The sequence below is a fragment of the Spirillospora sp. NPDC047279 genome, from assembly GCF_040643285.1.
Lineage (GTDB): Bacteria > Actinomycetota > Actinomycetes > Streptosporangiales > Streptosporangiaceae > Spirillospora.
Genome location: NZ_JBEYUA010000005.1, coordinates 511,678 through 536,265, shown reverse-complemented (window position 1 = coordinate 536,265; position 24,588 = coordinate 511,678). Strand labels below are relative to the sequence as shown.

Below are 24,588 nucleotides of genomic sequence, written 5' to 3'. Positions count from 1 at the left end.
CTCAGTCAGCCTGGGTTGCTGTGCCGCGTGACCGGTGGAACGCTTCCTCGTACTCGCGCGGGGGAATGTTCCCGCAGTAAGAATGTATCCTTTCGGTGTTGTACCACGCCACCCACTCCATCGTGGCGATTGTCACGTCCATGACGTTTTCCCAGCCGCCGCGGAAGTCGATGAGTTCCTTCTTGTAGAGGCTGTTGAGTGACTCGGCGGCGGCGTTGTCGAAGGAATCTCCCTTGCCGCCAACCGAACGCGCCGCGCCGATCTGGTCCAGCCGTTCGGCGTACCGGATCGCCGTATATTGCACGCCCCTGTCGCTGTGATGAACCAGGCCGGGCGTCAATGCCGCCTCGCGACCAGATCGCCATTTCCAGCGCATCCAAGGCCAGATCCGCGCCCAAGTGATCGGCGACCTGCCATCCCACAATGGCACGGGAGAACAAGTCCTGCACGAACGCGGCATACACCCACCCGGCGGCGGTGTCGACATAGGTGATATCAGCCACCCACCGCCTGTTGGGGGCATCCGCAGCGAAGTCGCGATCCAGCAGGTCAACCGGCCGGTCCGCGCCCGCCACCGTGGTGCGGGGCCGCTTGCGGTACGCGCACACCCCAGCGATGCCCAACTCGCCCATCAGCCGCTCCACCGTGCACCGCGCGACCTGGATCCCCTCACGATTCAGGTGCGTCCACACCTTCCGCGCCCCGTACACACGTCGGCCCGGACCTTCCCACACCCGTATGATCTCCTTTTTCAGCTGTTCGTCACGCACCGCACGAGCCGACGGTTTCAGCTCGCGTTTCTTCGCCGCCCAATATGTCGACGGCACACATCCCAAGACAGCGCAGATCGGCTCGACACCGAACTGGTCTCGATGAGAATCGATGAACTCGACCAGCGCGGCAGTTTCGGGTCGAGTTCCCGGGCGAAATAGGCAGACGCGGCTTTCAGGATCTCGTTCGCACGCCGCAGCTCACGCACTTCGCGTTCCAGCTCGGTGATTCTTTGCGCGTCGCTGGTCGTGATCCCCGGACGCTGCCCGCCATCGATCTCGGCCTGCCGGATCCAGGTCCGCAACGCCTCACGATGCACCCCCAACTGGTCGGCCACCCGGACGATCGTGCCGGTCCTCTCGCCAGTTTGCTCACGTAGTTCAAAAACCATCCGGACCGCACGATCACGCAGCTCAACGGAGTACTTCCTCGGGGGCGCCATAGCCCTTCACCCTTCCAGGTATCAGGGCCAACCAAGCCGGGGCGCTCCAGCGGGGCCTAGCGTTTGACGGTGTTGCAGGGACAGGTTCAAGCGGCGGGCGCATTGCGGCAGGCCGACGCCCTTGTCCAGCAGGTCGTGGGTCTGCTGCCAGCGCTCGCGAGTGGTCTGCTCGCGGATACCGGCGGGGCGGGTTGGCCGTGGCCCAGCAGGCGCTGTGGGGACGGACCTCAGCGAGGGTCTTGTCACAGAGGTTCTCTTCCAGAGGTGCCACCGGTCGACGACCTGCACCGCATCAGGTAACGCGCGTCGTACCGCCTCGCCGTAGGCGCCCGACCCGTCACGGCAGACGAGCTCCACTCCGGGGTGGGTGCGCAGCCCCGTCTCCAGGGCATCGGCGCCGCGGCCGGGCAGCACGTCGATCAGCTCGCCGGTTTCGGCGTCGGTGAGGATGGTGGCGTATCGGTGGCGGCGCTTGAGCGCGAAGTCATCGACCCCAGCATTCGCGGGATCCGCGGCGGCGGTGGCAGTCGCATGAGTAGACGCGGTGCCGTGGACCTGGACTCCGCGACGGCCAAGGCCGCGACAGTCGAGCCCCCGCCCGGCCGGCCAGCTCTTGAACCACCGCACCCAGTTGACCAATGAGCCTGCTGGTTCGGCGCTGGTAACGCTCGAGCAGCCCGGGCACCTGCTCACGGAACCTCTGCCGAGGGCATCCCCGCGCCGGACAGACCAGGCGACGCACCCGTATCGACACCACAACCCGCCGCCCGTCCACCGGAATGTCGGTGACCGTCCGGCCGCAGAAACCGTGCACCCGGCCGGTCAACGCCCGCACATCGAGCACGGCACCGGCTCGCCCCGGGTCCGGGCCCTCACCCGATGCAGATCGTTCTCGTCCTCCACACCCTCAATGACCAGCGCAGATAACCCGAGAACACCACGCCCATAAGATCGTCGATCTCCAGCACGCCCAAGCCTGGCAGGTGATCACTCAGCGCCACCACCGGTTACGGGACAGAGCCGTTCACTGGACAGACCCGGCTGGGGCGACAGCCTGGGGGGCAGAGTCATCACTGTGCTTGGCGATCAGGCCGTGCGGCTGGCTTGTTGCCCTCGCGGTGGGACGATCTTCGCGGTCCATTGCCGGTTGACATGATGGGGCCGTGTCGGAGCCCGTTTTTCGTTATCACCCGGATCCGCTTGCGACCGGGGCCGCGGTGCCCGGCGCTCACATCTGTGGTGTCTGCGGCGTGCAGAGGGAGACTCGTTATCGCGGCCCCATCTACGGTGGGCAACCTGACTCCCTCTGTCTCCACTGCATTCACTCCGGGGAGGCGTCGCGCGCCTTGGGCGTTGAGGTTGGAGGTGATGAGGACTTCGACATGGCGGCTGTGTTCAGCGACGCCGTTGATGTGCCGGACGACGTGCCGCTGTCGGTCGTGGAAGAGATCACCCGACGGACACCCGGCTTCTTCAGCTGGCAGCAGGAGTCCTGGCTCTACCACTGTGGCGACGGCGCGGCCTTTCTCGGCCCTGTCGGCCATCGCGAACTCCAAGCTCACGCTCACGCGCTGGACATGCTCCGCGAAGATCACCAGCGGTACGGCTGGACGCCACCTGAAACTGAACGTTTCCTGCAGCGGCTGGACCGTACCGGTGAGCCGACCGCCTACCTGTTCCGCTGCCTGCACTGCCGCACCCATCTTGCGTCCTGGGATATTGGCTGACCGCGTCCGCAGACTCTGAGCTTCGCCCACCCCCCAGCTGAGCCCAGGCCAGGATGCCGATCGACTGGGCCTTGTGGGCGTGCCCATAAGCCCGGCGGTGTGGTGTCCGCCGGGCCGTGGGCTGGTTGTGGGGTGGGGTCAGGCTGCGAGATGGTGGTTATCCCAGGGGTTGTCGCTGTCGCCGGGGTCGGGTGTTTGTCCGGTGGGCCATCTGCCGTGTCTGGATCGTGTGGTCCCGTTGGGTGGCAGTGTCTGGTAGACGTACTGTCCGGTTTGGTTCTTGCTGATGTTGATCTGGTCGGGGTGGGTGTGTTTCCACCGGTTGTGCCAGCCGCAGCACAGCGCGAGTTTGTTGATGTCGGTGGGGCTGTTGCCCAGTGCCCATCCGTTGACGTGGTCGACTTCGCAGAGGAAGCCCGGCACCTCACAGCCGTGGACGGCGCAGGTGTCGTATTGGGTTTCCAGGACGCGGCGTTGGCCTGGGGTGGCGATGCGGGTGGTGTGGCCGAGGTAGAGGGGCACGTTGCCGGGGCCCAGGATGAGGGGTGAGATTCCGGCGGTGAGCGCCAGCCGCCGTACCTGCTCGGCCGGGATGGGGGTGCCGTCCCGTAGCCAGCCGGGCACGTCTTCGCCCATGAGGGTTTCGAGGTTGGCGATGACGGTGACGCGGGTGTCCTTGTGGCCGTGTGACAGCACGGTGGTGAGGGCGGCTGCCGTCCGTTCGCTCAGGTCTCGGCGGTCGTCGGCCCCGGCTGGTTTGGTCAGCGGGCCGAGGGTGCCGTCCAGGATCGCGGTGTCTTCGGGGTTGAGCCACCCGTTCACATACGACCCGCCATCCAGCGACCGGCTCAACGTCAACCACGACCGCTCATAGCCGCGCTTGACGTCCTCAGGCGCCTTCTCGGTGCCGTCGACCTCGGAGACCAAGTCGTGGATTTTGCGGCCGAGCCGAGCGACCTTGCCCGCCGAGAGCCCGTCGTTGGCGGCGTTCAACAGGATGTCCTCGGCCGCCGCGCAGTCCTCATCGTTCAACCGCTGCACGGCGTCGGCAACCGTAGCCGCATAACCGAGCGACAGGTCACCGGTGGCCAGGTCCTTGCTCACCCGCTCCAGACGCGGCAACTGCCGGGCCAGGGTGATGCGTTCCTTGGCGCGGCCTTCCCGCATCCCCAGACGGCACCGCAGCCACGCTTGCGTTGAGGGGAATCCCCAGTGCTTCATTTCACCGGTGCGATCCACTACTGCGATCGTGCCCGCGAGCGCGAATTCGATTTGATCTGCGGCCCTCGCGAGCGTCTCGGTCAGCTCCATACAAGCGGCGCCGGAGTCGGGGGCGGGCCGGTGGGCGAGTTGGGTGGCGATCGCGGCTACCGCTTCCACCAATTCTGCGGTGGAGGCGGTCTCTAGATCCGCGACGATCGAATGCATGTCTTGATTATATCGACGGTGACGGATTGCAATTATCTGATTACGGACATTTCGATTGGCCGCAGGTGGCCAACAATTCACCGGGCGCAAACAGGTCGCGGCGGGCGGCACCGTTGGGTGGTTGATCAGGTCGCGGCGGCGGCACCGTTGGGTGGTTGATCGTCCAACGGTCGGCGGGTGGCCCGGGATGGGTGAGTCGGAGTCTCAGGCGGTTGCTGCTGGTGGATGGCTGAGCGGAGCCGGACTGACCCACAGCGCACGAGCCTCCGCCCCTTCGAGCGTTGCTGTCACGTTGGCGCAGGCCCCAGAGGTCCAAAGGTGCGCTTGGGCCGAGGCGGCGCTGCCGCCTGAGGTTGCGCCGACAACCCGCGCTTCGCGCGGCCCAAAGGTTCGAACATCAGCGACAAGCAACACCCGCACTATGACAGGAAAGCGCGACCGGCCGCCTACTTTCTTGTCGCTGCCGCGTTTGAGCAGCAGACCGCACCCACCCCGCACCCGGGAGATAGGCGCTAGCTAAAGGGGTGACCGAGGCCGCCAACCCCAAAGGGCTAATGATGTAAGCGGGAAATGTGCTGACCCCGCAGTGAAGCGCCAAAGCCCCAGCGCCCCACCCACTTTCTTGTCGATGCTGAGTTTGGACAGTGGATATCGCCCACCCGCAGGCGGGAAGAGGGATGAGCCAAAGGGGTGGCCGATGCCGCGAGGCGCAAGGCGCGAGGCGCGAGGCGCAAGGCGCCTATGGTCTGGCCGGAGTGGTGCCGTGGCCGCAGGTTGGCGCGAATTGCAGGCCCTGTCGCTACCTTCTTGTTGGTGACTAGAGAGAGAACCTCTAGTTGAGTCGACCTGTAGTTAGGGCGTTGGACAGGGCGGTTAGGGCGGCGGGGTAGGCGGAGTCGGAGGGCGCGGCGAAGCCTATGAGGAGGCCGCCGGGGCTGGTGCCGGGGTCTTGGTGGAGTTCGGTCAGGCCGCGGAGGGCGATGCGGGCGGTGGTGCAGACGGCGAGGGCCTGCTGCTCGTTCATGCCTGTGACCAGGGTGGAGAGGCCTGCGGGTACGCCGTGGACGGTGAGGTGGGAGAAGGCGGCCAGGCGGTCCAGGAGGAGACGGCGGCGACGGCTGTAGCGGAGGCGGCACGCCCGGATGTGGCGGTCGTAGGCGTGGGAGGCGATCAGGTCGGCCAGGACGAGCTGGGTGAGGGTCTCGGTGTGGGTGTCGGCTTCTTCTTTGGCCTGGACGAAGGGGGAGACCAGGTGGTGGGGGAGGGCCAGCCAGCCCAGGCGGAGGTTGGGGGAGAGGGTCTTGGAGATCGAGCCGGCGTAGACGACGTGGTCGGGGGCCAGGGCCTGGAGGGCGCCGATGGGCTGGCGGTCGTAGCGGAACTCGCCGTCGTAGTCGTCTTCGATGATGAGGGCGCCGGTGGAGCGGGCCCAGGTGCGGATGGCCCGGCGGCGGTGGGGGTGGAGGGGGACGCCGAGCGGATATTGGTGGGAGGGGGTGAGGAAGACGGCCTTCTCGGTGGTGAGGGATTCGACCTGGGCGCCGCGGGCGTCGACGGGCAGGGGCGTGGTGGTGAGGCCGCCGCGTTGGACGGCTTCGCGGTAGGCGTTGTGGCCGGGGTCCTCGTAGGCGGTGGTTCGTACGCCGTTCTGGCGGAGGACGTGGGCGAGGAGGGTGACGGCCTGGTGGTAGCCGGAGGTGACGACGATCCGGGTGGGGTCGGTGCGGACGCCGCGGGTGCGGCCGAGGTGGGCGGCGAGGGCGGTGCGGAGTTCGAGCTGGCCCTGGGGGTCGGGGGTGGCGTGGGCGGCGTGGTGGAGGACCCTGCGGGTGGCGGCGAGCCAGGCGCGGGTGGGGAACGTGCCCGCGGCGGGGCGGCCGGGGCGGAGGTCGTGGGCGGGGGGTTCGGTGAGGACGGCGGGCGGCGGGGCGGGGGTCTGCGGGATGTCGGCGACCCTGGTGCCGGAGCCGGGGCGGATGGTGAGGAAGCCCTCTTCGGCCAGCTGGTCGTAGGCGGCGGTGACGGTGCCGCGGGAGAGGGCGAGTTCGGTGGCCAGGGCGCGGGTGGACGGCAGGAGCGTGCCGGCGGTGAGGCGGCCGTCCTGGATCGCGGTGCGGAGGGCGGATTCGAGGGCGGCGCGGCGTTTGCGGGCCGGGTCCAGTTCGAGGTGGAGATCGGAACCGGACCAGGAATCGCGCATGAAACTGGATCTTATTAGTGGTCCGGTCCGATCGTAGGGTCGGGGGCATGATCGTGATCGCGCATTTGAGCGACGTGCATGTCGATGACGCCCGGAGCGTGGAGCGGACCCGGGCCGTGGCGGGTTACCTGCAGGGCCTTCCGTACGAGCTGGACGCCGTGGTGGTGACCGGTGACATCGCCGACCACGGGCTCGCCCAGGAGTACGAGGTGGCCCGTGAGCTGCTGGAGCTGCGGCATCCGACGTTCGTGTGCCCCGGCAACCACGACGAGCGGGACGCGTTCCGGCGGCATCTGCTGGGGCGGGAGTCGGGGAGCGGGCCGATCAACCAGGTGCATCGGGGGGACGGGTTCGTGCTGGCGTTGTGCGACTCGTCCGTGCCCGGCAAGGATCACGGGGAACTGGACGAGGAGACGCTGGGGTGGCTGGAGTACGTGCTCGCCGGGACGCCCGGGGACACGCCCGTGATCGTCGGGTTCCACCATCCGCCGGTGCCGCTGCACGTTCCGTACGTGGACGGGATCCGGCTGTTCGGGGAGGAACGGCTGGCCGAGCTGGCGGAACGATATCCGCGCCTGGTGGCCTTCCTGGTCGGGCACGCGCACACGGCCGCGGCCTCGTCGTTCGCGGGGCGGCCGGTGCTGGTGGCGCCGGGGGTGGTCTCCACGGTGCGGCTGCCCTGGGAGCCGGGCGACGGGGTCGTCCGGCTGGACGAGCCGCCCGCCCTCGCCTTCCACGTGCTGGACGAGGGCGGGCTGACGACTCACTTCCGGGTGGTCACGCCGGAGGCAGGCCCAGGGCTCGGGCGATGAGCATGCGCTGGACCTCGGAGGTGCCCTCGCCGACCTCGAGGATCTTGGCGTCGCGGTAGAAGCGGCCGACGGCGTACTCGTTCATGAAGCCGTACCCGCCGAAGATCTGGGTGGCGTCGCGGGCGTTGTCCATGGCGGCGTTGGAGGAGACCAGCTTGGCGATGGCGGCCTCCTTCTTGAACGGTTCGCCGGCGAGCAGCCTGGCCGCGGCGGCGTAGTAGGCGAGGCGGGAGGTGTGGGCGCGCAGCTCCATGTCCGCGATCTTGAACTGGATGGCCTGGTAGCGGCCGATCTCCTTGCCGAACGCCTCACGTTCACGGACGTAGCGCAGGCATTCGTCGACGCAGCCCTGGGCGAGGCCGACGGAGAGCGCGGCGATGGCGATGCGGCCCTCGTCGAGGATGCGCAGGAACTGGGCGTAGCCGCGACCGCGTTCGCCGACGAGGTTCTCGGCGGGCACGCGGACGTCGTCGAACGACAGTTCGCGGGTGTCGGAGGCGGACCAGCCGACCTTGGAGTACTTCCGGCCGACGGTGAAGCCGGGCGTGCCGTTCGGAACGATGATCGTGGAGATCTCGCCGTCGCCGGTGAACGCGGTGACGGTGACGAACGCGGTGATGTCGGTGCCGGAGTTGGTGATGAACGACTTCGAGCCGTTGATCACCCAGCTGTCGCCGTCGAGGCGGGCGGTGGTGCGCATGCCGCCGGGGACGTCGGAGCCGCCGCCGGGTTCGGTGAGGCCGAACGCGGCGAGGTTCTCGCCGGAGGTGAGGCGCGGCAGCCACCGGGCCTTCTGGGCGTCGGAGCCGAAGCGGTAGATGGGCATCGCGCCCAGGGAGACACCGGCCTCCAGGGTGATCGCGACGGAGGAGTCGACGCGGGCGAGCTCCTCGAGGGCCAGGCAGAGGGCGAAGTAGTCGCCTCCCATGCCGCCGTGCTCCTCGGGGAACGGCAGGCCGAAGAGGCCCATCTTGCCCATGGCCGCGACGATGTCGTACGGGAACTCGCCGCGCTCGTACAGGTCCCCGATCACCGGGGCGACGGTCTCGCGGGCGAACCGCTCGACCGTGCTCCGCAGCTCCTCCTGCTCGTCGGTGAGCGTGAAGTCGATCATCTGGGTCTCATTCCTTCTTCCTGGTCGCGGCTTCGTCGCCGCGGTGCGCGGACCTTGGTGCGCGGCGCCCGCTCACGACGGTGACAGGGCCTGGACGACGCGGGACGGGGACGGGCGGCCGAGGCGTCCGGCCATCCAGCGGCTGGTGGCGACGAGCTCGTCGAGGTCGACGCCGGTGTCGATGCCGAGGCCGTGGAGCATCCAGACGAGGTCCTCGGTGGCGAGGTTGCCGGTGGCGCTCTCGGCGTACGGGCAGCCGCCGATGCCGCCGGCGGAGGCGTCGACGGTCGTCACGCCGGCGCGCAGGGCGGCGAGGGTGTTGGAGAGCGCCTGGCCGTAGGTGTCGTGGAAGTGCACGGCGAGCCGGTCGGTGCCGATCCCGGCGGCGGCGCAACCCTCGATGAGGGCGGTGACCTGGCCGGGCGTGCCGACACCGATGGTGTCGCCGAGGCTGAGCTGGTGGCAGCCCATGTCCATGATCCGGGCGGCGACGGAGACGACCTGCTCGACCGGCACGTCGCCCTCCCACGGGTCGCCGCAGGCCATCGACACGTACGCGCGCACCCACAGGCCCTCGGCGAGGGCACGTTCGACGACGGGCGCGAACATGGCGAGCGACTCGTCGACCGAGCGGTTGAGGTTGCGGCGGGCGAACGACTCGGTGGCGCTGCCGAAGATGGCGATCTCGCGGCAGCCGTCGGCGAGGGCGCGGTCGAGGCCGCGTTCGTTGGGGACCAGGACCGGGTAGCGCAGCGCCGGGTCGCGGTCGAGGGCGGCGAGGAGCTCCTCGGCGTCGGCCAGCTGCGGGATCCACTTGGGGTGCACGAAGCTGGTCGTCTCGATCGTGCGCAGCCCGGCGGCGGCGAGCCGCGCGACGAACTCGGCCTTGTCGGCGACCGGGACGATCGTGTCCTCGTTCTGGAGCCCGTCGCGGGGGCCGACCTCGTAGATCGTCACCCGGTCCGGGAGCCCGTCCAGCGGTACGCGCATCAGCCCTCCTCGATCACGGCGAGCACCGCGTCCAGGGCGACCTGGGCGCCGGTGCGGGCGGGCAGCCGCGCGACGACGCCGGCGACGGGCGCGGTGACCGTGTGCTCCATCTTCATGGCCTCGACCACGACGAGCGGCTGGCCCTCCTCGACGCGATCTCCTTCGGCGGCCTTGACCGCGAGGACGGTGCCGGGCATCGGGCTGCGGAGCACGCCGTCACCCGTGGCGGCGGCGGTGCCGCCGCTCTCGGCGCGGACGTGCTCGGTCAGCGACCAGGTGCGCCCGCCGCGACCGAGCCACAGGGTGTGCCCGTCACGTGCGGCCTGGTAGGTGAGCGTGCGGCCCCCGTACGTCAGGGTCAACGACGATGCGCCCCCTGCCAGGGACGCGCCGCCTGGCAGCGATGCGCTGCCTGTCAGGGGTGCGGTGCCTGTCAGGGGTGCGGTGCCTGTCAGGGGTGCGGTGCCTGTCAGGGGTGCGGTGCCTGTCAGGGGTGCGGTGCCTGTCAGCGATGCGCCGCCTGTCAGGGACGCGCCGCCTGGCAGGGACGCGCCGCCCGATAGTGGTGTGCTGCCCGACGTGCTGCCTGGAAGGGGCGGGCCCGCCGACAACGCAGCGGGGACTGGTGTGCTGTCGCCGACGGTGACCTCGGCGGCGGACGCGCGGCCGCGGACGCCGACCTCGACCGCCTCGCCGCCGGACGGGGTGATGATCCACGGGGTCCGGGCGGGCCCGCCGGGACGCCAGCCGTCGGGGATCGCCCACGGGTCGGGGTCGGCGGTCTCCAGCGCCAGCATGCGTTCCAGGGCCGCCGCCGCCAGGACCTCGTCCGGGACGGCGTCCTCGCCGGTCAGCTCGTCCAGCGAACGTTCGACGAGGCCGGTGTCCAGACGCCCGGCGGTGACGTCGGGGTGCCGCAGCAGCGCCCGCAGGAACGCGACGTTGGTGCCGACGCCGAGCAGCGTGTACGAGCCGAGCGCGCGGTCGAGCCGCGCGAGCGCCGCGGCGCGGTCGGGGCCCCAGGCGACGACCTTGGCGAGCATCGGGTCGTACGCGCCGCCGACCTCGGTGCCGGTGTCGAGCCCGGAGTCGACGCGGACGTGGCCGCCGGACGGCTCCGACAGGGCGAGGACGCGGCCGCCGGTGGGCAGGAACCCGCGCGCCGGGTCCTCGGCGTAGACGCGGGCCTCGACGGAGTGGCCGCGCAGCGTCACGTCCTGCTGGGCGAACGGCAGCGGATCGCCCGCGGCCACCCGCAGCTGGAGCTCGACCAGGTCGAGGCCGGTGACCTGCTCGGTGACGGGGTGCTCGACCTGAAGACGGGTGTTCATCTCCATGAAGAAGTAGTCGCCGGGGCGGTCGGCGGAGACGATGTACTCGACCGTGCCCGCGCCCACGTAGCCGACCGCCTTGGCGGCGGCGACGGCGCTGGCGCCCATCCGTTCGCGGGTGGCCTCGTCCAGCAGCGGCGACGGCGCCTCTTCGACGATCTTCTGGTGGCGGCGCTGGAGGCTGCACTCGCGCTCGCCGAGGTGGACGGCGTGGCCGTGCGCGTCGGCGAACACCTGGATCTCGATGTGCCGCGGGTTCTCCACGAACCGTTCGACCAGCAGGGTGTCGTCGCCGAACGAGGCGCGGGCCTCGCGGCGGGCCGAGGCGATCGCGTCGGCCAGCTCCGCGGGGTCGCGGACGAGCCGCATGCCCTTGCCGCCGCCGCCCGCGGACGGCTTGAGCAGGACGGGCAGGCCGACCTCGAGCGCGGCGCCGGCCAGCGCCTCGTCCGAGAGGCCCGCCTCGTCGCGGCCCGGCACGACCGGGACCCCCGCCGCGGCCACGGTCAGCTTGGCGCGGATCTTGTCGCCCATCGCCTCGATCGCCTCGGCGGGCGGGCCGATGAAGACCAGCCCGGCGTCGCCGCAGGCGCGGGCGAACGCGGTGTTCTCGGCCAGGAAGCCGTAGCCGGGGTGCACGGCCTCGGCGCCGGTCGCCAGGGCGGCCTCGACGACCTCGCCGATGTCGAGGTAGGAGCCGATGCGGACCGCCTCGTCGGCGTCGCGCACGTGCCGCGCGCCCGCGTCCGCGCCGGTGTGGACCGCGACGGACGCGACGCCGAGGTCGCGCAGCGTGCGGAAGACGCGCACCGCGATCTCGCCGCGGTTGGCCACCAGGACCTTCCCGAACATCGGGCTCGTCCCGAACGGCGCGCCTGTCTCGACCATCATGTCCTCACATCCGGAAGACGCCGTAGCCGACCGGCTCCAGCGGTGCGTTGGCGGCGACGGACAGGCCGAGGCCGAGGACGCGGCGGGTGTCGGCCGGGTCGATCACGCCGTCGTCCCAGAGCCGCGCCGTGGAGTAGTACGGGTTGCCCTGGTCCTCGTACTGCTCGCGGATCGGCGCCTTGAACGCCTCCTCGGCGTCGGCGGGCCAGTCCTCGCCGCGCGCCTCGAACTGGTCGCGGCGGACGGTGGCCAGGACGCTGGCGGCCTGCTCGCCGCCCATCACCGAGATGCGCGCGTTCGGCCACATCCACAGGAAGCGCGGCGAGTACGCCCGGCCGCACATGGCGTAGTTGCCCGCCCCGAACGAGCCGCCGATGACGACGGTGAACTTCGGCACGCGCGCGCAGGAGACGGCGGTGACCATCTTGGCGCCGTGCTTGGCGATGCCGCCCGCCTCGTACTCGCGGCCGACCATGAAGCCGGTGATGTTCTGCAGGAAGACCAGCGGGACGCTGCGGCGGTCGCACAGCTCGATGAAGTGCGCGCCCTTCTGCGCGGACTCGCCGAACAGGATGCCGTTGTTGGCGATGACGCCGACCGGGTGGCCGTGGATGCGGGCGAAGCCGGTGACCAGCGTCGCGCCGTACTCCTTCTTGAATTCCTGGAAGCGGCTGCCGTCGACGACGCGGGCGATGACCTCGCGCACGTCGTACGGGGTGCGCGGGTCGGGCGGCACGACGCCGTACAGCTCGGCGGGGTCGAGGGCCGGGGCCTCCGGGGGAGCGGTCTGCCAGGGGCGCGGCTCGCGCGGGCCGAGCGTGCCGACGATGTCGCGGACGATGCGGAGCGCGTGCGCGTCGTCGTCGGCGAGGTGGTCGGTGACGCCGGACGTGCGGGAGTGCAGCTCGCCGCCGCCGAGCTCCTCGGCCGTGACGACCTCGCCGGTCGCGGCCTTCACCAGCGGCGGGCCGCCCAGGAAGATGGTGCCCTGGCCGCGCACGATCACGGCCTCGTCGCTCATCGCCGGGACGTACGCGCCGCCCGCCGTGCACGAGCCGAGCACCGCGGCGATCTGCGGGATGCCGCGGCCGGACATGGTGGCCTGGTTGTAGAAGATCCGGCCGAAGTGCTCGCGGTCGGGGAACACCTCGTCCTGCCTGGGCAGGAACGCGCCGCCCGAGTCGACCAGGTAGACGCACGGCAGCCGGTTGTGCAGGGCCACCTCCTGCGCGCGCAGGTGCTTCTTGACGGTGACCGGGTAGTACGTGCCGCCCTTGACGGTGGCGTCGTTGGCGACCACGACGCACTCGCGTCCGGCGACCCGGCCGACGCCGGTGATGATCCCGGCGCCCGGGGCCTCGCCGTCGTACATGCCGTGCGCGGCCAGCGGCGACAGCTCCAGGAACGGCGAGCCCGGGTCGAGCAGCGTGTCGACGCGGTCGCGGGGGAGCAGCTTGCCGCGCGCTACGTGCCGGTCGCGCGCCCGCTCCGGCCCGCCGCGCCCGGCGCGGTCGAGGCGCTCGCGGAGCTCGGCGGCCAGCTCCGCGTTGTGCGCGGCGTTGTCCTTGAACGCGGCGCTCCCGGGATCGGCGCGCGTGCCCAGCTCAGGTCCGGTCATCACCCGTCCTCGTCGACGAACAGCAGGCGGACAGTTAACGAGCATTAACAAGGTCGATGTTAACCATCATTAACATCCTCAGTCTAGACTTCCATCATGACCTCTCCAGCAGGGAGGATCACACCCGCCGTGCCGACCCGCAGGGCGGAGATCCTCGCCGCCGCGGCCGAGCTGTTCGCCCGGCGCGGCTACCACGGCGCGTCCATCGGCGATGTCGGCCGTGCCGTCGGGCTCACGGGCCCGGCCCTCTACCGGCACTTCACCGGCAAGGAGGCGGTGCTCGCCGAGATGTTGCTGGACATCAGCAGGCGGCTGCACGCCGAGGGCGTGCGCCTGTCCGCCGAGCCCGAGCCGGGCCGCGCGCTCGACGCCCTGCTGGGCTGGCACATCGCGTTCGCGCTCGACAACCCCGCGCTGATCACCGTGCACGAGCGCGAGCTCGACAACGTCCCCGAGGCGCAGCGCCACGAGATCCGCCGCCTTCAGCGCGCCTACGTCGAGGAATGGGTCGGCGTCCTGCGCCGCCTGCGCCCCGGCCTGCCCGAGGACCGTACCCGCGCCGCCGTGCACGCCTGCTTCGGCCTGCTCAACTCCACCCCGTACAGCGCCGCCGCCCTCGACCGCGACGCCATGGCCGGCCTCCTGCACACCATGGCCAGATCGGCCCTCACCACCGCCTGACCCGGCCGCCCTTCAGCCGCCGCCCGTCGCACGGGGGCAGGCGCTCAGCACTGGGCGGTCTTGCCGTCCAGGGAGTCGGACACGGCGCTGGCGAAGGCCTCCGGCGGGACGTCGGCGCCGCTCAGGATCTTGCGGGCGCAGCCGCGGAACGTCGTGGTGAACGTGGCGTAGTGCTCGCTGACCGGGCGCGGCCGGGCCCGGGTCAGCGCCGTCACGACGGCCTCGGCCAGCTCGGTGAGCCGGTCCTGGGTCACGCTGTCCGGCTCGCCGCCCGCGTTGTCGCGGTCCGACGCCTGCCGCGCGCGGTCCGAGCAGGTGGCGACGGTGCCGACGGCGTCCGCCCGCAGCACGCCCGGCGGCATCCCGAACGCCGAGAACCGGGCGGGCGCGAAGCCGCCGCAGGAGAAGATCTGCCGCTGGCTCTCGGTGCCGGTCAGGTAGCCGATCAGGGCGAGGGCGTCCCCCGCGTGCCGGGAGCGCGCCGACACCGCCAGGCTCTGCCCGCCGAGGACGGTCGCCCCGGGCGCCGCCGCGACGCCGAACCGCAACCGCCCGTCGTCGCGCAGCCGCGGGTCGTTGGCGAAGTGCCGGTAGGCGTAGGGCCAGTGCCGCAGGAGCGCGTCGTCGCCGCCGTCGGTGAACGCGTCGATGCTCTCCTGCTCCTTGAAACCCCGGGCGAACGACGTCCACAGCGGCCTGCCCGGCCTCATCCGCCGTGCCACCGCCGTGAGCGCGGGGTGCACCCGGCCGGCGAGCTCCGCGCGGGACGGCCGGTGCGTTTCGGTGAGGAGCCCGGCGCCGCCGTGGTTCCACACGTACTCCAGCGCGTTGACGGTGAGCCCCTCGTAGTCGCCGAGCTGGGCGATGTGGTCCTCGCCCGGCCAGTCCTGAGGAAGGGCGGGAAGCTCGGCCTTGTCGCGGTGGTAGAGCAGCCCGACGTCGAGGTTGAACGGCACGGCGTACTGGCGTCCCTGGTAGGCGCCCATCGCCAGCCCGGCGGGGAAGAAGTCGCGCCGGTCGTCGAGCGGGCGCCGGTCGATGTCGTCGAGCGCCTGGATGTGGCCGTCGTGGGCGAACTCCGCCGTCCACTGCGCGTCCATGATCAGCACGTCGTAGGCGCAGGTGCCGGACTCCTGAGCCGCCTTGAGCTGGCTGTACTGCAGGTCGGCGGACGGTGACACCTCGACCAGCCGGGCCCTCGGCCGTCCCCCGCGGGCGCCGGCGTTCCAGCTCTCGACGAGGGCCCGCCGCTGGTTGCCGAGGCTCACGTCGGTGCCGCCCGCGACGGTGATCTCGTCGCCGCACGTGCCGGGCAGCCCGTCGTGGGAGGAGGTGAGGCCGGGCACGACCGCCGCCAGGGTCACGGCCGCCGCCCCGGCGGCGGCGCAGAGGAGCGCGGCGAGCCGGTGGTCTCGCGTCCGGTCGAGGAACCTGGTGCCCATCGCGGTCACCGCATCTCCGAGAGCAGGCGCGCGGCCTGTGCCTCGTCCGGGTCGCCGTTCAGTTCGACGCACCGGCCGCCGACGGCGGCGCGCGCCTGCTCGACGGGCGTGCCGTCGCACCGTGACGGGCCGGTCAGCAGGAACGTGACCGTGACGTCGCGGTGCCGCTCCCGGAAGTCCTCGAGCCGGTCGAGCGCCCTGTCCAGGCCGGGGTTGGTCCGGGCGGACTGCCCGTCGGTCACGACGACGATGTTCCGGACGCCGAACCGCAGGTCGGCGGCGGTGATCGCGTCGGCCAGTGGCAGGTCGGGGCGGGCGGCGACGAGGCCGAGCAGCCGGTCGTTGACCAGGCCGCCCCGGTGCGAGGCGACCAGGCCGCCGCGCACGTGCGTGGTCACCGCCGTCTGCCCGCCCGCGGTGACCTTGGCGAACGACTGGAGCCCGAGGACGTCGTCGCCCTTGAGCTGCGCGACCATGCTCCGCAGCACGGAGACGGCGTGCGTCAGCCGGGACCGGTTGACCCGCGTCGTCGTCGGCGAGCCCATCGATCCGGACGTGTCGACGAGCACCGACACCAGCGCCTTGTCCCGGACGGAACTGATCTTGTCGAGCGAGTCCTGGACACCGGGCACCGCCGGGCCCTTCATCACCGCGGGCACGGTGCCGTCCGGCGGGGCCGGGCGCAGCCCGCCGCCGGCGTCGCGCAGGCCCTGGGAGGTCAGCGGCCGGTCGGCGAGCCAGCCGCGGAACCGCGCGACGGCGCCGGCGCGCTCCCGGTCGTCCTGGCCGGGCCATCGCACCTGGACGAAGCGGTAGTCCAGGGCCGGCAGGTCCCGCGCGTAGTAGGGGCGCAGCTTCCAGCGATCGTACGGGGGTCTGGCCGCGTCGACCGCGTCGCACCGGTCGCCGAGGGCGCGGCCGGCGTTGTAGTCGTTGAGCACGTGCTCCGGCACGGCGACCGCGTACCCGCGCGGCGGGCCCGCCTGCCCGCTGGACGCCCGTTCGCGGAACTCGCACAGCAGCGCCACCGCGTCCGGCGCGAGCAGGTCGGGCGGGCTGACGAACCGTTCGGCGGCCTTGCCCGAGTCGGCGAGGCCGGTGTTGGTGACGGCGGTGTGCAGGACCGGCGTGACGGCCAGCGCCGCCGCCGAGCTCTCCGGGATCGGCCGCGCGACGGCCTTCAGCCCCGCCGCCTTGAACCGTTCGAGCAGCTCGGCGGTGGTCTCCCGGCCGGGTCGGCTCGCCTCCCGGTAGACCACGCCGTCGTCCTCGCCGAACAGCGCGAGCACCATCGGCGACCCGCCGACCGGCGGCGGCCGCGTGGCCAGCGTCGGCGGCGGCCCGGCGGCGCCCAGGTCGGCGCGGTCGGCGGCGTAGGCGTACTCGGCCTGGGAGGACGCGACCCAGACGTCCGGCTGCGGCCCGAGCAACTGCGCGCCGGCCCCGGTCTGGTCGAGCCGCCAGTCACGCGCGAACCCGTTCCGCACCGGCGTCGCGCCCGGCTCGGCGGTGACCGTGACCGAGTACGCGGTGCAGCCGTCGGCCCTGGTGCCGGCGGTGAACGCGGCGGCCGCGGCCCGCAGCGGCGTCAGAGCCTCGGGGGTGGTCATCGCCCGGATCTCCAGCGGGCTCGCGCAGCCCCGCCCGGAGCTCAGGGATCCCCGCACCGCCGCGACCGCGCCCAGCACGAGCCCGGCGGCCGCCGCGCCCGCGGCGGCCCAGACCAGAACGGTCCACGACCAGCGGGCCAGATCGCCGGGCAGCAGGTGCAGCAACCTGCGGAGGATCTCCGGATGCCGGTAGAGCACGGTCACCCCGACCGCCAGCAGCACCAGCGCGAAGCCGACCCAGGCGACCAGCGCCACGCCGACGTTCCGCGACAACACCAGCAGCAGGGGAGAGGAGGCGACCAGCGCGGAGACGATCAGCGAGGTGGTCAGCTCGACCGTGAACGAACGGACGAAGGTCGTTCTCCTCGGGGGAGGAGGTGGCGCTTCCCGTCGCTGGGTGTCGCCCGGTTCGACCATGCAGTCCTCGTCGCCGTCCCTGCCCCCCGGATCGTTCCGATTCTAGAGCGGTGGTCGCGCTGCGTCAGGGCCTTCGCGCGGGCCGGAGTCGGCCGGATCTTGACTTCCGCTTTGTGGCGTAGGTCATATAAGGACAGGAGCGGCCTGGGCTTCGAGGAGACCCGGATGGGGGCCGCCGTACGGGTGTGGAGGGTGTCATGGGTGTGGAGGGCGGAAGCTTCTACGAGATCGCGGCGGCGCGTCCCGGCCGGCCGGCGGTCCTCACGTCCGGCGGGCACGTCACGTACGGCGAGCTCCACGAGGAGGTCAACCGGCTGACCCACGGGCTGCGCGGGCTCGGCGTGGCGCCCGGCGACACGGTCGCCACGGTGCTCGGCAACCGGCCGGAGTTCCTGACGGTCCTGCTCGCCGCGATGCAGGCCGGCATCTATCTGGTGCCGGTCAGCCGGCACCTGACCGCGCCGGAGATCCGCTACATCCTGGCCGACAGCGGCGCCAAGGCCGTGGTGACCGAGCCCGAGTACGCCCCCATGGTGGCAGGCGCAGTAGCAGGCGCAGCGGCAGGCTCAGTGGCAGGCGCAGCAGCAGGCGCAGCAGCAGGCTCAGTAGCAGGCGCAGCGGCAGGGCCGGCGGCGGGCGCGGTGGCAGGCGCCGCAGCGGGCCCAGTGGCGGACGGTGCGGTGGCGGACGGCGGCACCGGGATCGCGCTCATCTCCACCGAGCCCGTCGACCCGGCCGACCTGGCCCACTCAGCAGACTCAGCAGACTCAGCAGACTCAGCAGACTCAGCCGATCCCGCCGGCCCTGCCGGGTCCGCCGATGGCGCCGGGAGGTTCCGGCTGCTGGCGGACGTGTGCGCCGCGGGACGGCCGGAGCCGCCCGCCGAACGCCGGATGGGCTCGCTGATGCTCTACACCTCCGGCACCACGGGACGGCCGAAGGGCGTCCGGCGGCCGATCCTCGACATCACCCCGGAGACCCTCTTCCGGATCATGTCGTCGGGCCTCGGCAGCCACCTCGGCCTCGAACCCGGTGACGAGGTGCACCTGGCGGTCGGCCCGCTCTACCACTCGGCGCCGTGCGTGCACGCCCTGATGGCCCTCAACCTCGGCCACGCCATCGTGGTCAGCCCGCACTTCGAGCCGGAGGAGACGCTCGGGCTGATCGACCGGCATCGCGTCACCAACACGTTCATGGTGCCGACCATGTTCCACCGGATGTTGTCGCTCCCCGCCGAGGTGCGGGAGCGGTACGACGTGTCGTCGCTGCGGCAGGTGTACCACAGCGCCGCGCCGATCCCGGTCGAGACCAAACGCCGGATGATGGACTGGTGGGGGCCGGTGCTCTACGAGTACTACGGCTCGACCGAGTGCGGCGCGGTCGTGGTCGCGCGGCCGGAGGAGTGGCTGGAACGGCCCGGCACGGTCGGCCGCGCCGTCGAGGGCGTCGAGATCCGGATCCTCGACGAGGACGGCGACGAGCTGCCGGCGGGCGCCCCGGGCATGATCTACGCCACCGGCCACGCCGGCTTCGCGTACCACCGCGACCCCGCCAAGACCGCGTCGGCCATGCGCGGCGCCTTCTACACGCCGGGCGACATCGGCCACCTGGACGAGGACGGCTGGCTCTACATGAGCGACCGCCGCACCGACCTGATCATCTCCGGCGGCGTGAACATCTACCCGGCCGAGATCGAGTCGGTCCTCCTCCAGCACCCGGAGGTCGCCGACGTCGCCGTCATCGGCGTTCCGGACGAGGATTGGGGGCAGAGCGTCCTCGCCCTCGTCGAACCGCGCGCCGCGGACCCGGCCCCCGGCCTGGCGGACGACCTGCTGGCGCACTGCGGCCCCCGGCTGGCCCGCCTGAAGCATCCGCGCCGCATCGAGTTCCGCGCCTCGCTGCCGCGGACGCCGTCCGGCAAGCTGAGCCGGAGCCGCGTCCGCGACGCCTACGTCCGTGACCAGCAAGAACGCGCGGCCGCCACCAGCGAGTAGGCGTGGGACGAAAGAGATCCGAGTTATTCGGGCATCGTTCGAACGCTTCGCCGGGCCGCTGCGTATTACCCGGCATGACGGACCAGAAGGTGGCGCCTTTCGACGGCGGTGCGGTGGTCGGCCCTGAGACCGAAGGTGCGGTGGCGGTGTGGCCGTGCGCGAGTTGCGGACGTCCCGTCCCGCAGCCCGTGCGCGGCGCGCGGACGGTGCGTTACTGCGCGGACAACGACGAGGCGTGCGCGGTGGAGGCTCGGAAACGCCGCGCACGAGGCCGGGAGACCCCCGGGCTGACCGGTCAGGTCGCCTGGGCCTGGGAGATCGTCGAACGGCTGGAGGGTGCGGCCGACCAGCTCGCGGGCGCGCTGGCGTCCGAGCTGTCCGTGGCCGGCGTCGAACGGCAGGTGGCGGCGGCCCGCGCGGAGTCGGCCACCCACATCGCGGCGGCGCAGGAGGAACGCGACGCCTCGCAACGCCAGGCGGAGTCCGCCTGGCGGGAGGCCACCGTGGCCCGTGCCCGCGCGGAGAACGCCGAGAGCGCCGCCACGGTGGCGCGCTCGGAGGCCGAACAGGCGGTGGCCGAACGGGACGCCGCGAACCAGGAGCGCCACGAGGCCAAGGCCGCGGCGGAACAGGCCAATGCCGCCCGGCTCGCCGCGGAGAGCGAGCGCGACCATGTCACCGAGCGCGAGGGAGAGTTGCTCGCGGCGCTCGAGGCGGCGCGGGCCGAACTGGTCACCCTGCACTCGCGTCTGTCGGAGACGGAGACCGAGACGCAGGGACAGCGCATCGAGGCGGCCGCGGCGCGGCGTGCCGCCGAGGACCTGCGTTCGGCGGTGCGCGACGCCGAGGCCAAGCGCGGCCAGGCCGTCGCGGACCGCGACCAGATCCAGGCGCGGGTGCACGAGGTGGAACAGCACAACTGGCAGCTGGCCCAGGCGGTGGAGGAGTTGCGTGCCACGGTCGAGGCACTGACGGGTGAACGGGATGCGGCGCGGGCCGAGGCGGAACGGGCGCGCAAGCACATCGACACGCTCACCCGTCTGTCCGGCCGTGGTGCTCAGCACGGGCAGCCGGGGCGCCGGCCGGTCGAGCCGGAGCCGCCGACCGGGCTCCACTCCCTCAGCGACCTCAACGGGGTCACTCCGGTCCACGGGATCAACGGGGTCAACGGCATCAACGGGCTCCGGCTGCCCCGCACGGGCTGACCGCCTCGTGCCGACCGCCTCGCACTGATCAACCTGCACCGACCCGCACTGAGCGACTCGTCCTGACCGACCACCGATCGGCACACCGGCACACCGGGAGGAGGTGACGCGTTCTCTCCAAGCTTTGGCCCAGCACCGGCCGCCGCACCGGGGCGGCGGCCGGTGCATCCATCTGTGCGGAGTTCTATCCGTGCCCGTGCTTCATCTGCGACGGAGCCAGGCGGTGTAGTCCAGCGCTCCCGCGTGCACGGCGGAGTGCACCGCCCGCGCGATCCGCGCACCCCACACCGACCGCGGCCCGGCGAACGGTTCGGCTGCCCCGGCGGGGCCGGGACGTTCCAGCGCCGCGACGCAGACGGCGTCGGAAGCGGTGCCGGTGCACGGGTAGCCCGCTTCGAGGAGCGCCTGGGTCTTGGCCTCCGTCGCGGTCATCACGGCGTTGACGAGGGCCGCGTCCGTGAGCGCCACCGGGACCGCGACGACGATGTTGACCGTCCCCGGCGTGGAGGCGCCCGGTGTGCACGAGCCCGGTGCGGACGAGCCCGGTGCGCACGAGCCCGGCGTGGACGGGCCCGGCGCGGGGGTGCCGAAGGCGACGGCGGCGAGTTCGGGGTCGGCGGCCCCTGCCGGTGCGGCGGCCCAGGTGGGCACGCGCAGCCCGGTGGTCGCGGTGACCACGACCCCCTCGTCGGCGCGTTCGACCGTGCGGTCCACCGCGGCGGCCGTGAGCATCCCGACCCCGGGACCGGCCAGGCCGTACGACGCGGCGATCTCCAGCAGGTGCGCGGCCGGGTCCGTCCGCGAGTAGTCGCCGGGCACCTGCGCGTTCAGGACCCATCCGGCCGGGCCGATGCCGCCGCCGACCAGCGCCGACGAGATCATGCGCCGGCCCTCGCCCGCCCGCCAGATCGTCGCGGCCAGGCCGCCGTCACGCCGGACGAGTTCCACGTTCACGGGCGCTCCAGGGAGAGGATCGGACGGCCGTCGGGGCCGGGGGAGACCTGGACCCGCGCGTCGAAGTGCTCGGCGATGGCGGCCCTGGTGAGGACGCCGGCGGGCGGCCCCTCCGCCGCCACCGTGCCGCCCGACAACAACACCAGCCGGTCGGCGTACTGCCCGGCGAGCGTCAGGTCGTGGATCGTCGTCACGACGGTCAGCTCGTCGGCGAGCCGGAGCCGGTCGATCAGCTCCATCACCTGCTGCTGGTGGCCGATGTCGAGCGCGGTCGTCGGCTCGTCCAGCAGCAGCACCGACGTCTGCTGAGCGAGCGCGCGGGCGAGCACGACCCGCTGGCGCTCGCCGCCGGACAGGTGGTCGAGCGACCGGGACGCCAGCCCGGTCAGGGCGAGCCGGTCGAGCACGTCGGCCGCGACCGCGCGGTCGCGCGCGCTCTCCCGGCCCAGGTGCGGGATGTAGGGGGAACGGCCGAGCAGCGTGTAGTCGAAGACCGTCATCCCGGCGGGCAGGTTGGGGCTCTGCGGCGCGTAGGCGACCAGCCGCGCCCGCTGCCTGGGCTTGAGCGTGCGCAGGTCGGTGCCCGCCACCGTCACCTCGCCGTCGCCGTGGCGCAGCCCGAGGATCGCGCGCAGCAACGTCGACTTGCCCGCGCCGTTCGGCCCGATGACGGCCGTCCACGAACCGCCGGGCACCTCCAGCGACACGCCCTTCAGCACCGGGCGGCCGTCCAGAGCCACGTCCAGGTCCCGCACCGCGATCGTCATGCCGCCACCTCGTGCGGGGACGGCCCCCCGCACCCCCCGGCGACGACGGCGAACACGGACTCGCTTCGCCCGCTCACGTCGCCACCTGCCTGCGGGTCGCGCGCAGGATCACCACGAAGAACGGCGCCCCGATGAACGCCGTCACCACGCCCAGCGGCAGCTCGCCGGGCGCCACCACGGTACGGGCGACGAGGTCGACCAGCTCCAGGAAGGCGGCGCCGACGAGCAGGGAGAGCGGCAGCACGACCCGGTACGACCCGCCCGCGACCCGCCGCACGATGTGCGGCACCACGATGCCGACGAAGCCGATCAGGCCGCTGACCGCCACCGCGCAGGCCGTGGCCAGCGACGCGGCGGCGAGCACCGTCAGCCGGACCCGGGCCGCCGACACCCCGAGCGCCGCGGCCTCCTCCTCGCCGACGCTCAGCACGTCCAGCAGCCGCCCGTGCAGGAGCAGGACCACCGTCGAGACGACCGCGTAGGGGAGGATCATGCCGAGGGTCGGCCAGTCGGCCAGGCTGAGCCCGCCCAGGATCCAGGAGAAGATGCGCTGCAGCTCCTGCGCGTTGGCCTGCTGGAGGAACGTCTGCACGGCGGCGAGGAAGTTGGACACCGCCACCCCGGCGAGCACCAGCGTGGCCGCGCCCGGCCCGTTCCCGCGGCCCGCCATGCTGCCGAGCCCGTACGCGAGGAACACCCCGAGGATCGCGCCGGTGAACGCGGCCAGCGGCACCGCGAGCGCCGGGTCGCCCGGCATCACCACGATCACCAGGGTCGCGCCGACGCCGGCGCCCGCGGCGGCGCCGAGCAGGTACGGGTCGGCGAGCGGGTTGCGGAACACGCCCTGGTAGCCCGCCCCGGCCAGGGCGAGCAGCCCGCCCACCGCCGCGCCCAGCAGGACGCGCGGCAGGCGCAGCTCGAACAGCACGTTGAGCTCGACCGGGCTGAGCCCGGAGTCGAGCTCGACGAACGGCAGCCGGTCGAGCAGCGCCTTGACGACGCCGCCGGCCGGAAGCTCGGCCGCCCCCACCAGCAGGGCGGCCAGCATCGTCGCCGCGAGCACCGCGACGGCGACGATGAGCTGGAGGGGCCGCAGCCGAGCGGGGGTCACGCGCCGGTGGACGCCTTCTGCACCGCGGTCCCGATCGTCTGGACGAACTCGGGCAGGCGCGGGCCCCAGCGGGAGGCGATGTCGTCGTCCAGCGGGATCACGCCCTTGTCCTTCACCGCGGCGAGGCCCTGCCAGCCGGCCCGCTTGGCGACCGTGGCCTCGTTCTGCCCGCAGCACCTGGTGTCGGCGAGGAAGATCAGCGTGGGGTCGCTCTTGAGCAGGAACTCGGGGGACAGCTGCGGGTAGCCGCCGGCCGCCTTCTCCGCCTTGTCGGCGATGTTCTCCAGGCCGAACAGGCCGTACACCTGGCCGATGAACGTCGAGGACGTCACGGTGTGCAGCTGGTTGTCGAGCTCGTGGTAGTAGGTCAGCTTCTTGCCGGCGGGCACCTTGGCGGTGGTGACCGTGTCCTGGATCCGCTTCTTCATGTCGGCGGTGAGCCTGGCCGCCTCGGCCTCGCGGCCGGTGGCCTTGCCCAGGTCGGCGATCTCGTCGTACGCCTCGTCCAGCTTGGTCGCGGCGGGCTCCAGCAGGACCGGGATCTTGACCTTCTCCAGCGCCTTGACGATGCCGTCCATGTCGTCGGACAGCACCACCAGGTCGGGCTTGTAGCCGATGATCGCCTCGGCGTTGGGCTTGAACCCCGACAGCTTGGTCTTGGGCGCCTCGGCCGGGTAGGTGGAGTACTCGTCGGCCGCGACCACCTGCTTGCCCGCGCCGATCGCGAACAGGGTCTCGGTGTGGGTGGGGGAGAGGGACACGATCCGTTCGGGCGTGGCCGGGATCGTGACCGCGCCGTTGGCGGCCTGGACGGTGACCGGGGAGCCGGAGGTCTCGCCGCCTCCGGAACCGGTCGAGCCGCCGCCGCACGCGGCGGCCGACAGCGCCATCACGCCGATCGTGACGGCTGCGCCCAGGGAGCGCAGGCCGCCCAGGGAACGAAGGGGTCTCACAGAGGCCTCCATGCTGGCGGAAAGCCGTGACCCGGTGAGGGGACGGACCGGCCTTCCGCGAGGTCGATGAACGTCGGCGCGTGCGGAGGCGACCTGGCTCGGCCACTCGGCGGACCGGGGGGTCCGCGGG

General features: G+C 72.1%; 17 protein-coding genes and 2 pseudogenes. 5 read left to right on the top strand and 14 right to left on the bottom strand.

Features of this window, described 5'->3' with window-relative positions; translation table 11 throughout:
- Position 1 precedes the first annotated feature (1 nt).
- Together ABZ810_RS15945 and ABZ810_RS15940 are read right to left on the bottom strand one after the other, a co-directional pair.
- Positions 2–1,213 (bottom strand): annotated as a pseudogene (locus ABZ810_RS15945) (IS3 family transposase).
- Positions 1,214–1,275: 62 nt separating this feature from the next.
- Positions 1,276–2,131, bottom strand: a pseudogene (locus ABZ810_RS15940) (ISL3 family transposase); the annotation flags it as partial.
- Between the two features lie 245 nt (positions 2,132–2,376).
- Between ABZ810_RS15940 and ABZ810_RS15935 the strand changes: the two are divergent.
- Positions 2,377–2,940 (top strand): CbrC family protein, encoded by a 564-nt coding sequence (locus ABZ810_RS15935; RefSeq protein ID WP_358403547.1) that lies wholly within the window; start codon positions 2,377–2,379, stop codon positions 2,938–2,940.
- A gap of 138 nt (positions 2,941–3,078) precedes the next feature.
- Here ABZ810_RS15935 and ABZ810_RS15930 read toward each other — a convergent pair whose 3' ends face one another.
- Complete coding sequence (locus ABZ810_RS15930; protein WP_358403546.1) at positions 3,079–4,368, bottom strand: DUF222 domain-containing protein; 1,290 nt, start codon at positions 4,366–4,368, stop codon at positions 3,079–3,081.
- Positions 4,369–5,200: 832 nt separating this feature from the next.
- Entirely contained in the window at positions 5,201–6,568 is a 1,368-nt protein-coding gene (locus tag ABZ810_RS15925; protein WP_358403545.1) for a PLP-dependent aminotransferase family protein, read from the bottom strand.
- Positions 6,569–6,615: 47 nt separating this feature from the next.
- Here ABZ810_RS15925 and ABZ810_RS15920 point away from each other — a divergent pair, with 47 nt between their 5' ends.
- A complete protein-coding gene (locus ABZ810_RS15920) occupies positions 6,616–7,380 on the top strand; it encodes a metallophosphoesterase (RefSeq protein ID WP_358403543.1) in 765 nt (254 codons plus the stop codon).
- On the opposite strand, the gene ABZ810_RS15915 is transcribed toward ABZ810_RS15920, so the two are convergent.
- The 4 genes from ABZ810_RS15915 to ABZ810_RS15900 all read right to left on the bottom strand — a co-directional run bounded on the left by ABZ810_RS15915 (position 7,346) and on the right by ABZ810_RS15900 (position 13,324).
- A complete protein-coding gene (locus tag ABZ810_RS15915; RefSeq protein ID WP_358403541.1) occupies positions 7,346–8,494 on the bottom strand; it encodes an acyl-CoA dehydrogenase family protein in 1,149 nt (382 codons plus the stop codon). The genes ABZ810_RS15920 and ABZ810_RS15915 overlap by 35 nt on opposite strands.
- 72 nt (positions 8,495–8,566) lie before the next feature.
- Positions 8,567–9,484 carry a hydroxymethylglutaryl-CoA lyase gene (locus ABZ810_RS15910; RefSeq protein ID WP_358403539.1) on the bottom strand — a complete coding sequence of 306 codons (918 nt, stop codon included), beginning with the start codon at positions 9,482–9,484 and terminating at the stop codon, positions 8,567–8,569.
- On the bottom strand, positions 9,484–11,667 hold the full coding sequence (locus ABZ810_RS15905) for a biotin carboxylase N-terminal domain-containing protein (protein ID WP_358403659.1): 2,184 nt from the start codon (positions 11,665–11,667) through the stop codon (positions 9,484–9,486). The genes ABZ810_RS15910 and ABZ810_RS15905 overlap by 1 nt, the downstream gene beginning before the upstream one ends.
- A gap of 43 nt (positions 11,668–11,710) precedes the next feature.
- Complete coding sequence (locus ABZ810_RS15900; RefSeq protein ID WP_358403537.1) at positions 11,711–13,324, bottom strand: carboxyl transferase domain-containing protein; 1,614 nt, start codon at positions 13,322–13,324, stop codon at positions 11,711–11,713.
- Between the two features lie 96 nt (positions 13,325–13,420).
- Between ABZ810_RS15900 and ABZ810_RS15895 the strand changes: the two genes are divergently transcribed.
- Positions 13,421–14,005 carry a TetR/AcrR family transcriptional regulator gene (locus ABZ810_RS15895; RefSeq protein WP_358403536.1) on the top strand — a complete coding sequence of 195 codons (585 nt, stop codon included), beginning with the start codon at positions 13,421–13,423 and terminating at the stop codon, positions 14,003–14,005.
- Positions 14,006–14,049: 44 nt separating this feature from the next.
- Here ABZ810_RS15895 and ABZ810_RS15890 read toward each other — a convergent pair whose 3' ends face one another.
- Together ABZ810_RS15890 and ABZ810_RS15885 are read right to left on the bottom strand one after the other, a co-directional pair.
- Positions 14,050–15,447 (bottom strand): extracellular solute-binding protein, encoded by a 1,398-nt coding sequence (locus ABZ810_RS15890; protein ID WP_358403535.1) that lies wholly within the window; start codon positions 15,445–15,447, stop codon positions 14,050–14,052.
- 5 nt (positions 15,448–15,452) lie between these two features.
- Positions 15,453–17,474 carry a VWA domain-containing protein gene (locus ABZ810_RS15885; RefSeq protein ID WP_358403533.1) on the bottom strand — a complete coding sequence of 674 codons (2,022 nt, stop codon included), beginning with the start codon at positions 17,472–17,474 and terminating at the stop codon, positions 15,453–15,455.
- A gap of 197 nt (positions 17,475–17,671) precedes the next feature.
- On the opposite strand from ABZ810_RS15885, the gene ABZ810_RS15880 reads away from it, so the two are divergent.
- Both ABZ810_RS15880 and ABZ810_RS15875 read left to right on the top strand, forming a co-directional pair.
- Positions 17,672–19,468, top strand: coding sequence for an AMP-binding protein (locus ABZ810_RS15880; protein ID WP_358403531.1), 1,797 nt, complete (start codon positions 17,672–17,674; stop codon positions 19,466–19,468).
- A gap of 74 nt (positions 19,469–19,542) precedes the next feature.
- Positions 19,543–20,673 (top strand): chromosome segregation ATPase, encoded by a 1,131-nt coding sequence (locus tag ABZ810_RS15875; protein WP_358403529.1) that lies wholly within the window; start codon positions 19,543–19,545, stop codon positions 20,671–20,673.
- A 201-nt stretch (positions 20,674–20,874) separates the two neighbouring features.
- Here the strand turns inward: ABZ810_RS15875 and ABZ810_RS15870 are convergent, their stop codons facing one another.
- The 4 genes from ABZ810_RS15870 to ABZ810_RS15855 form a co-directional block, all read right to left on the bottom strand.
- Positions 20,875–21,627 carry an adenosylcobinamide amidohydrolase gene (locus tag ABZ810_RS15870; protein WP_358403527.1) on the bottom strand — a complete coding sequence of 251 codons (753 nt, stop codon included), beginning with the start codon at positions 21,625–21,627 and terminating at the stop codon, positions 20,875–20,877.
- Positions 21,624–22,394 (bottom strand): ABC transporter ATP-binding protein, encoded by a 771-nt coding sequence (locus ABZ810_RS15865; RefSeq protein WP_358403525.1) that lies wholly within the window; start codon positions 22,392–22,394, stop codon positions 21,624–21,626. The genes ABZ810_RS15870 and ABZ810_RS15865 overlap by 4 nt, the downstream gene beginning before the upstream one ends.
- Before the next feature lie 73 nt (positions 22,395–22,467).
- Positions 22,468–23,442, bottom strand: a complete 975-nt coding sequence (locus tag ABZ810_RS15860) for an iron ABC transporter permease (RefSeq protein ID WP_358403658.1) — start codon at positions 23,440–23,442, stop codon at positions 22,468–22,470.
- A gap of 59 nt (positions 23,443–23,501) precedes the next feature.
- Positions 23,502–24,458: an ABC transporter substrate-binding protein gene (locus ABZ810_RS15855; RefSeq protein WP_358403523.1), complete on the bottom strand. Its 957-nt coding sequence runs from the start codon at positions 24,456–24,458 to the stop codon at positions 23,502–23,504.
- Positions 24,459–24,588 lie beyond the last annotated feature (130 nt).

What these genes read in the sequence shown, in the direction of transcription:
- ABZ810_RS15890 (WP_358403535.1), bottom strand. Translation starts at nt 15,447, where the DNA reads ATGGGCACCAGGTTCCTCGACCGGACGCGAGACCACCGGCTCGCCGCG.
- ABZ810_RS15925 (WP_358403545.1), bottom strand. Translation starts at nt 6,568, where the DNA reads ATGCGCGATTCCTGGTCCGGTTCCGATCTCCACCTCGAACTGGACCCG.
- ABZ810_RS15880 (WP_358403531.1), top strand. Translation starts at nt 17,672, where the DNA reads ATGGGTGTGGAGGGCGGAAGCTTCTACGAGATCGCGGCGGCGCGTCCC.
- ABZ810_RS15865 (WP_358403525.1), bottom strand. Translation starts at nt 22,394, where the DNA reads ATGACGATCGCGGTGCGGGACCTGGACGTGGCTCTGGACGGCCGCCCG.
- ABZ810_RS15895 (WP_358403536.1), top strand. Translation starts at nt 13,421, where the DNA reads ATGACCTCTCCAGCAGGGAGGATCACACCCGCCGTGCCGACCCGCAGG.
- ABZ810_RS15875 (WP_358403529.1), top strand. Translation starts at nt 19,543, where the DNA reads ATGACGGACCAGAAGGTGGCGCCTTTCGACGGCGGTGCGGTGGTCGGC.
- ABZ810_RS15910 (WP_358403539.1), bottom strand. Translation starts at nt 9,484, where the DNA reads ATGCGCGTACCGCTGGACGGGCTCCCGGACCGGGTGACGATCTACGAG.
- ABZ810_RS15915 (WP_358403541.1), bottom strand. Translation starts at nt 8,494, where the DNA reads ATGATCGACTTCACGCTCACCGACGAGCAGGAGGAGCTGCGGAGCACG.
- ABZ810_RS15905 (WP_358403659.1), bottom strand. Translation starts at nt 11,667, where the DNA reads ATGTTCGGGAAGGTCCTGGTGGCCAACCGCGGCGAGATCGCGGTGCGC.
- ABZ810_RS15930 (WP_358403546.1), bottom strand. Translation starts at nt 4,368, where the DNA reads ATGCATTCGATCGTCGCGGATCTAGAGACCGCCTCCACCGCAGAATTG.
- ABZ810_RS15885 (WP_358403533.1), bottom strand. Translation starts at nt 17,474, where the DNA reads ATGGTCGAACCGGGCGACACCCAGCGACGGGAAGCGCCACCTCCTCCC.
- ABZ810_RS15920 (WP_358403543.1), top strand. Translation starts at nt 6,616, where the DNA reads ATGATCGTGATCGCGCATTTGAGCGACGTGCATGTCGATGACGCCCGG.
- ABZ810_RS15900 (WP_358403537.1), bottom strand. Translation starts at nt 13,324, where the DNA reads ATGACCGGACCTGAGCTGGGCACGCGCGCCGATCCCGGGAGCGCCGCG.
- ABZ810_RS15860 (WP_358403658.1), bottom strand. Translation starts at nt 23,442, where the DNA reads ATGCTGGCCGCCCTGCTGGTGGGGGCGGCCGAGCTTCCGGCCGGCGGC.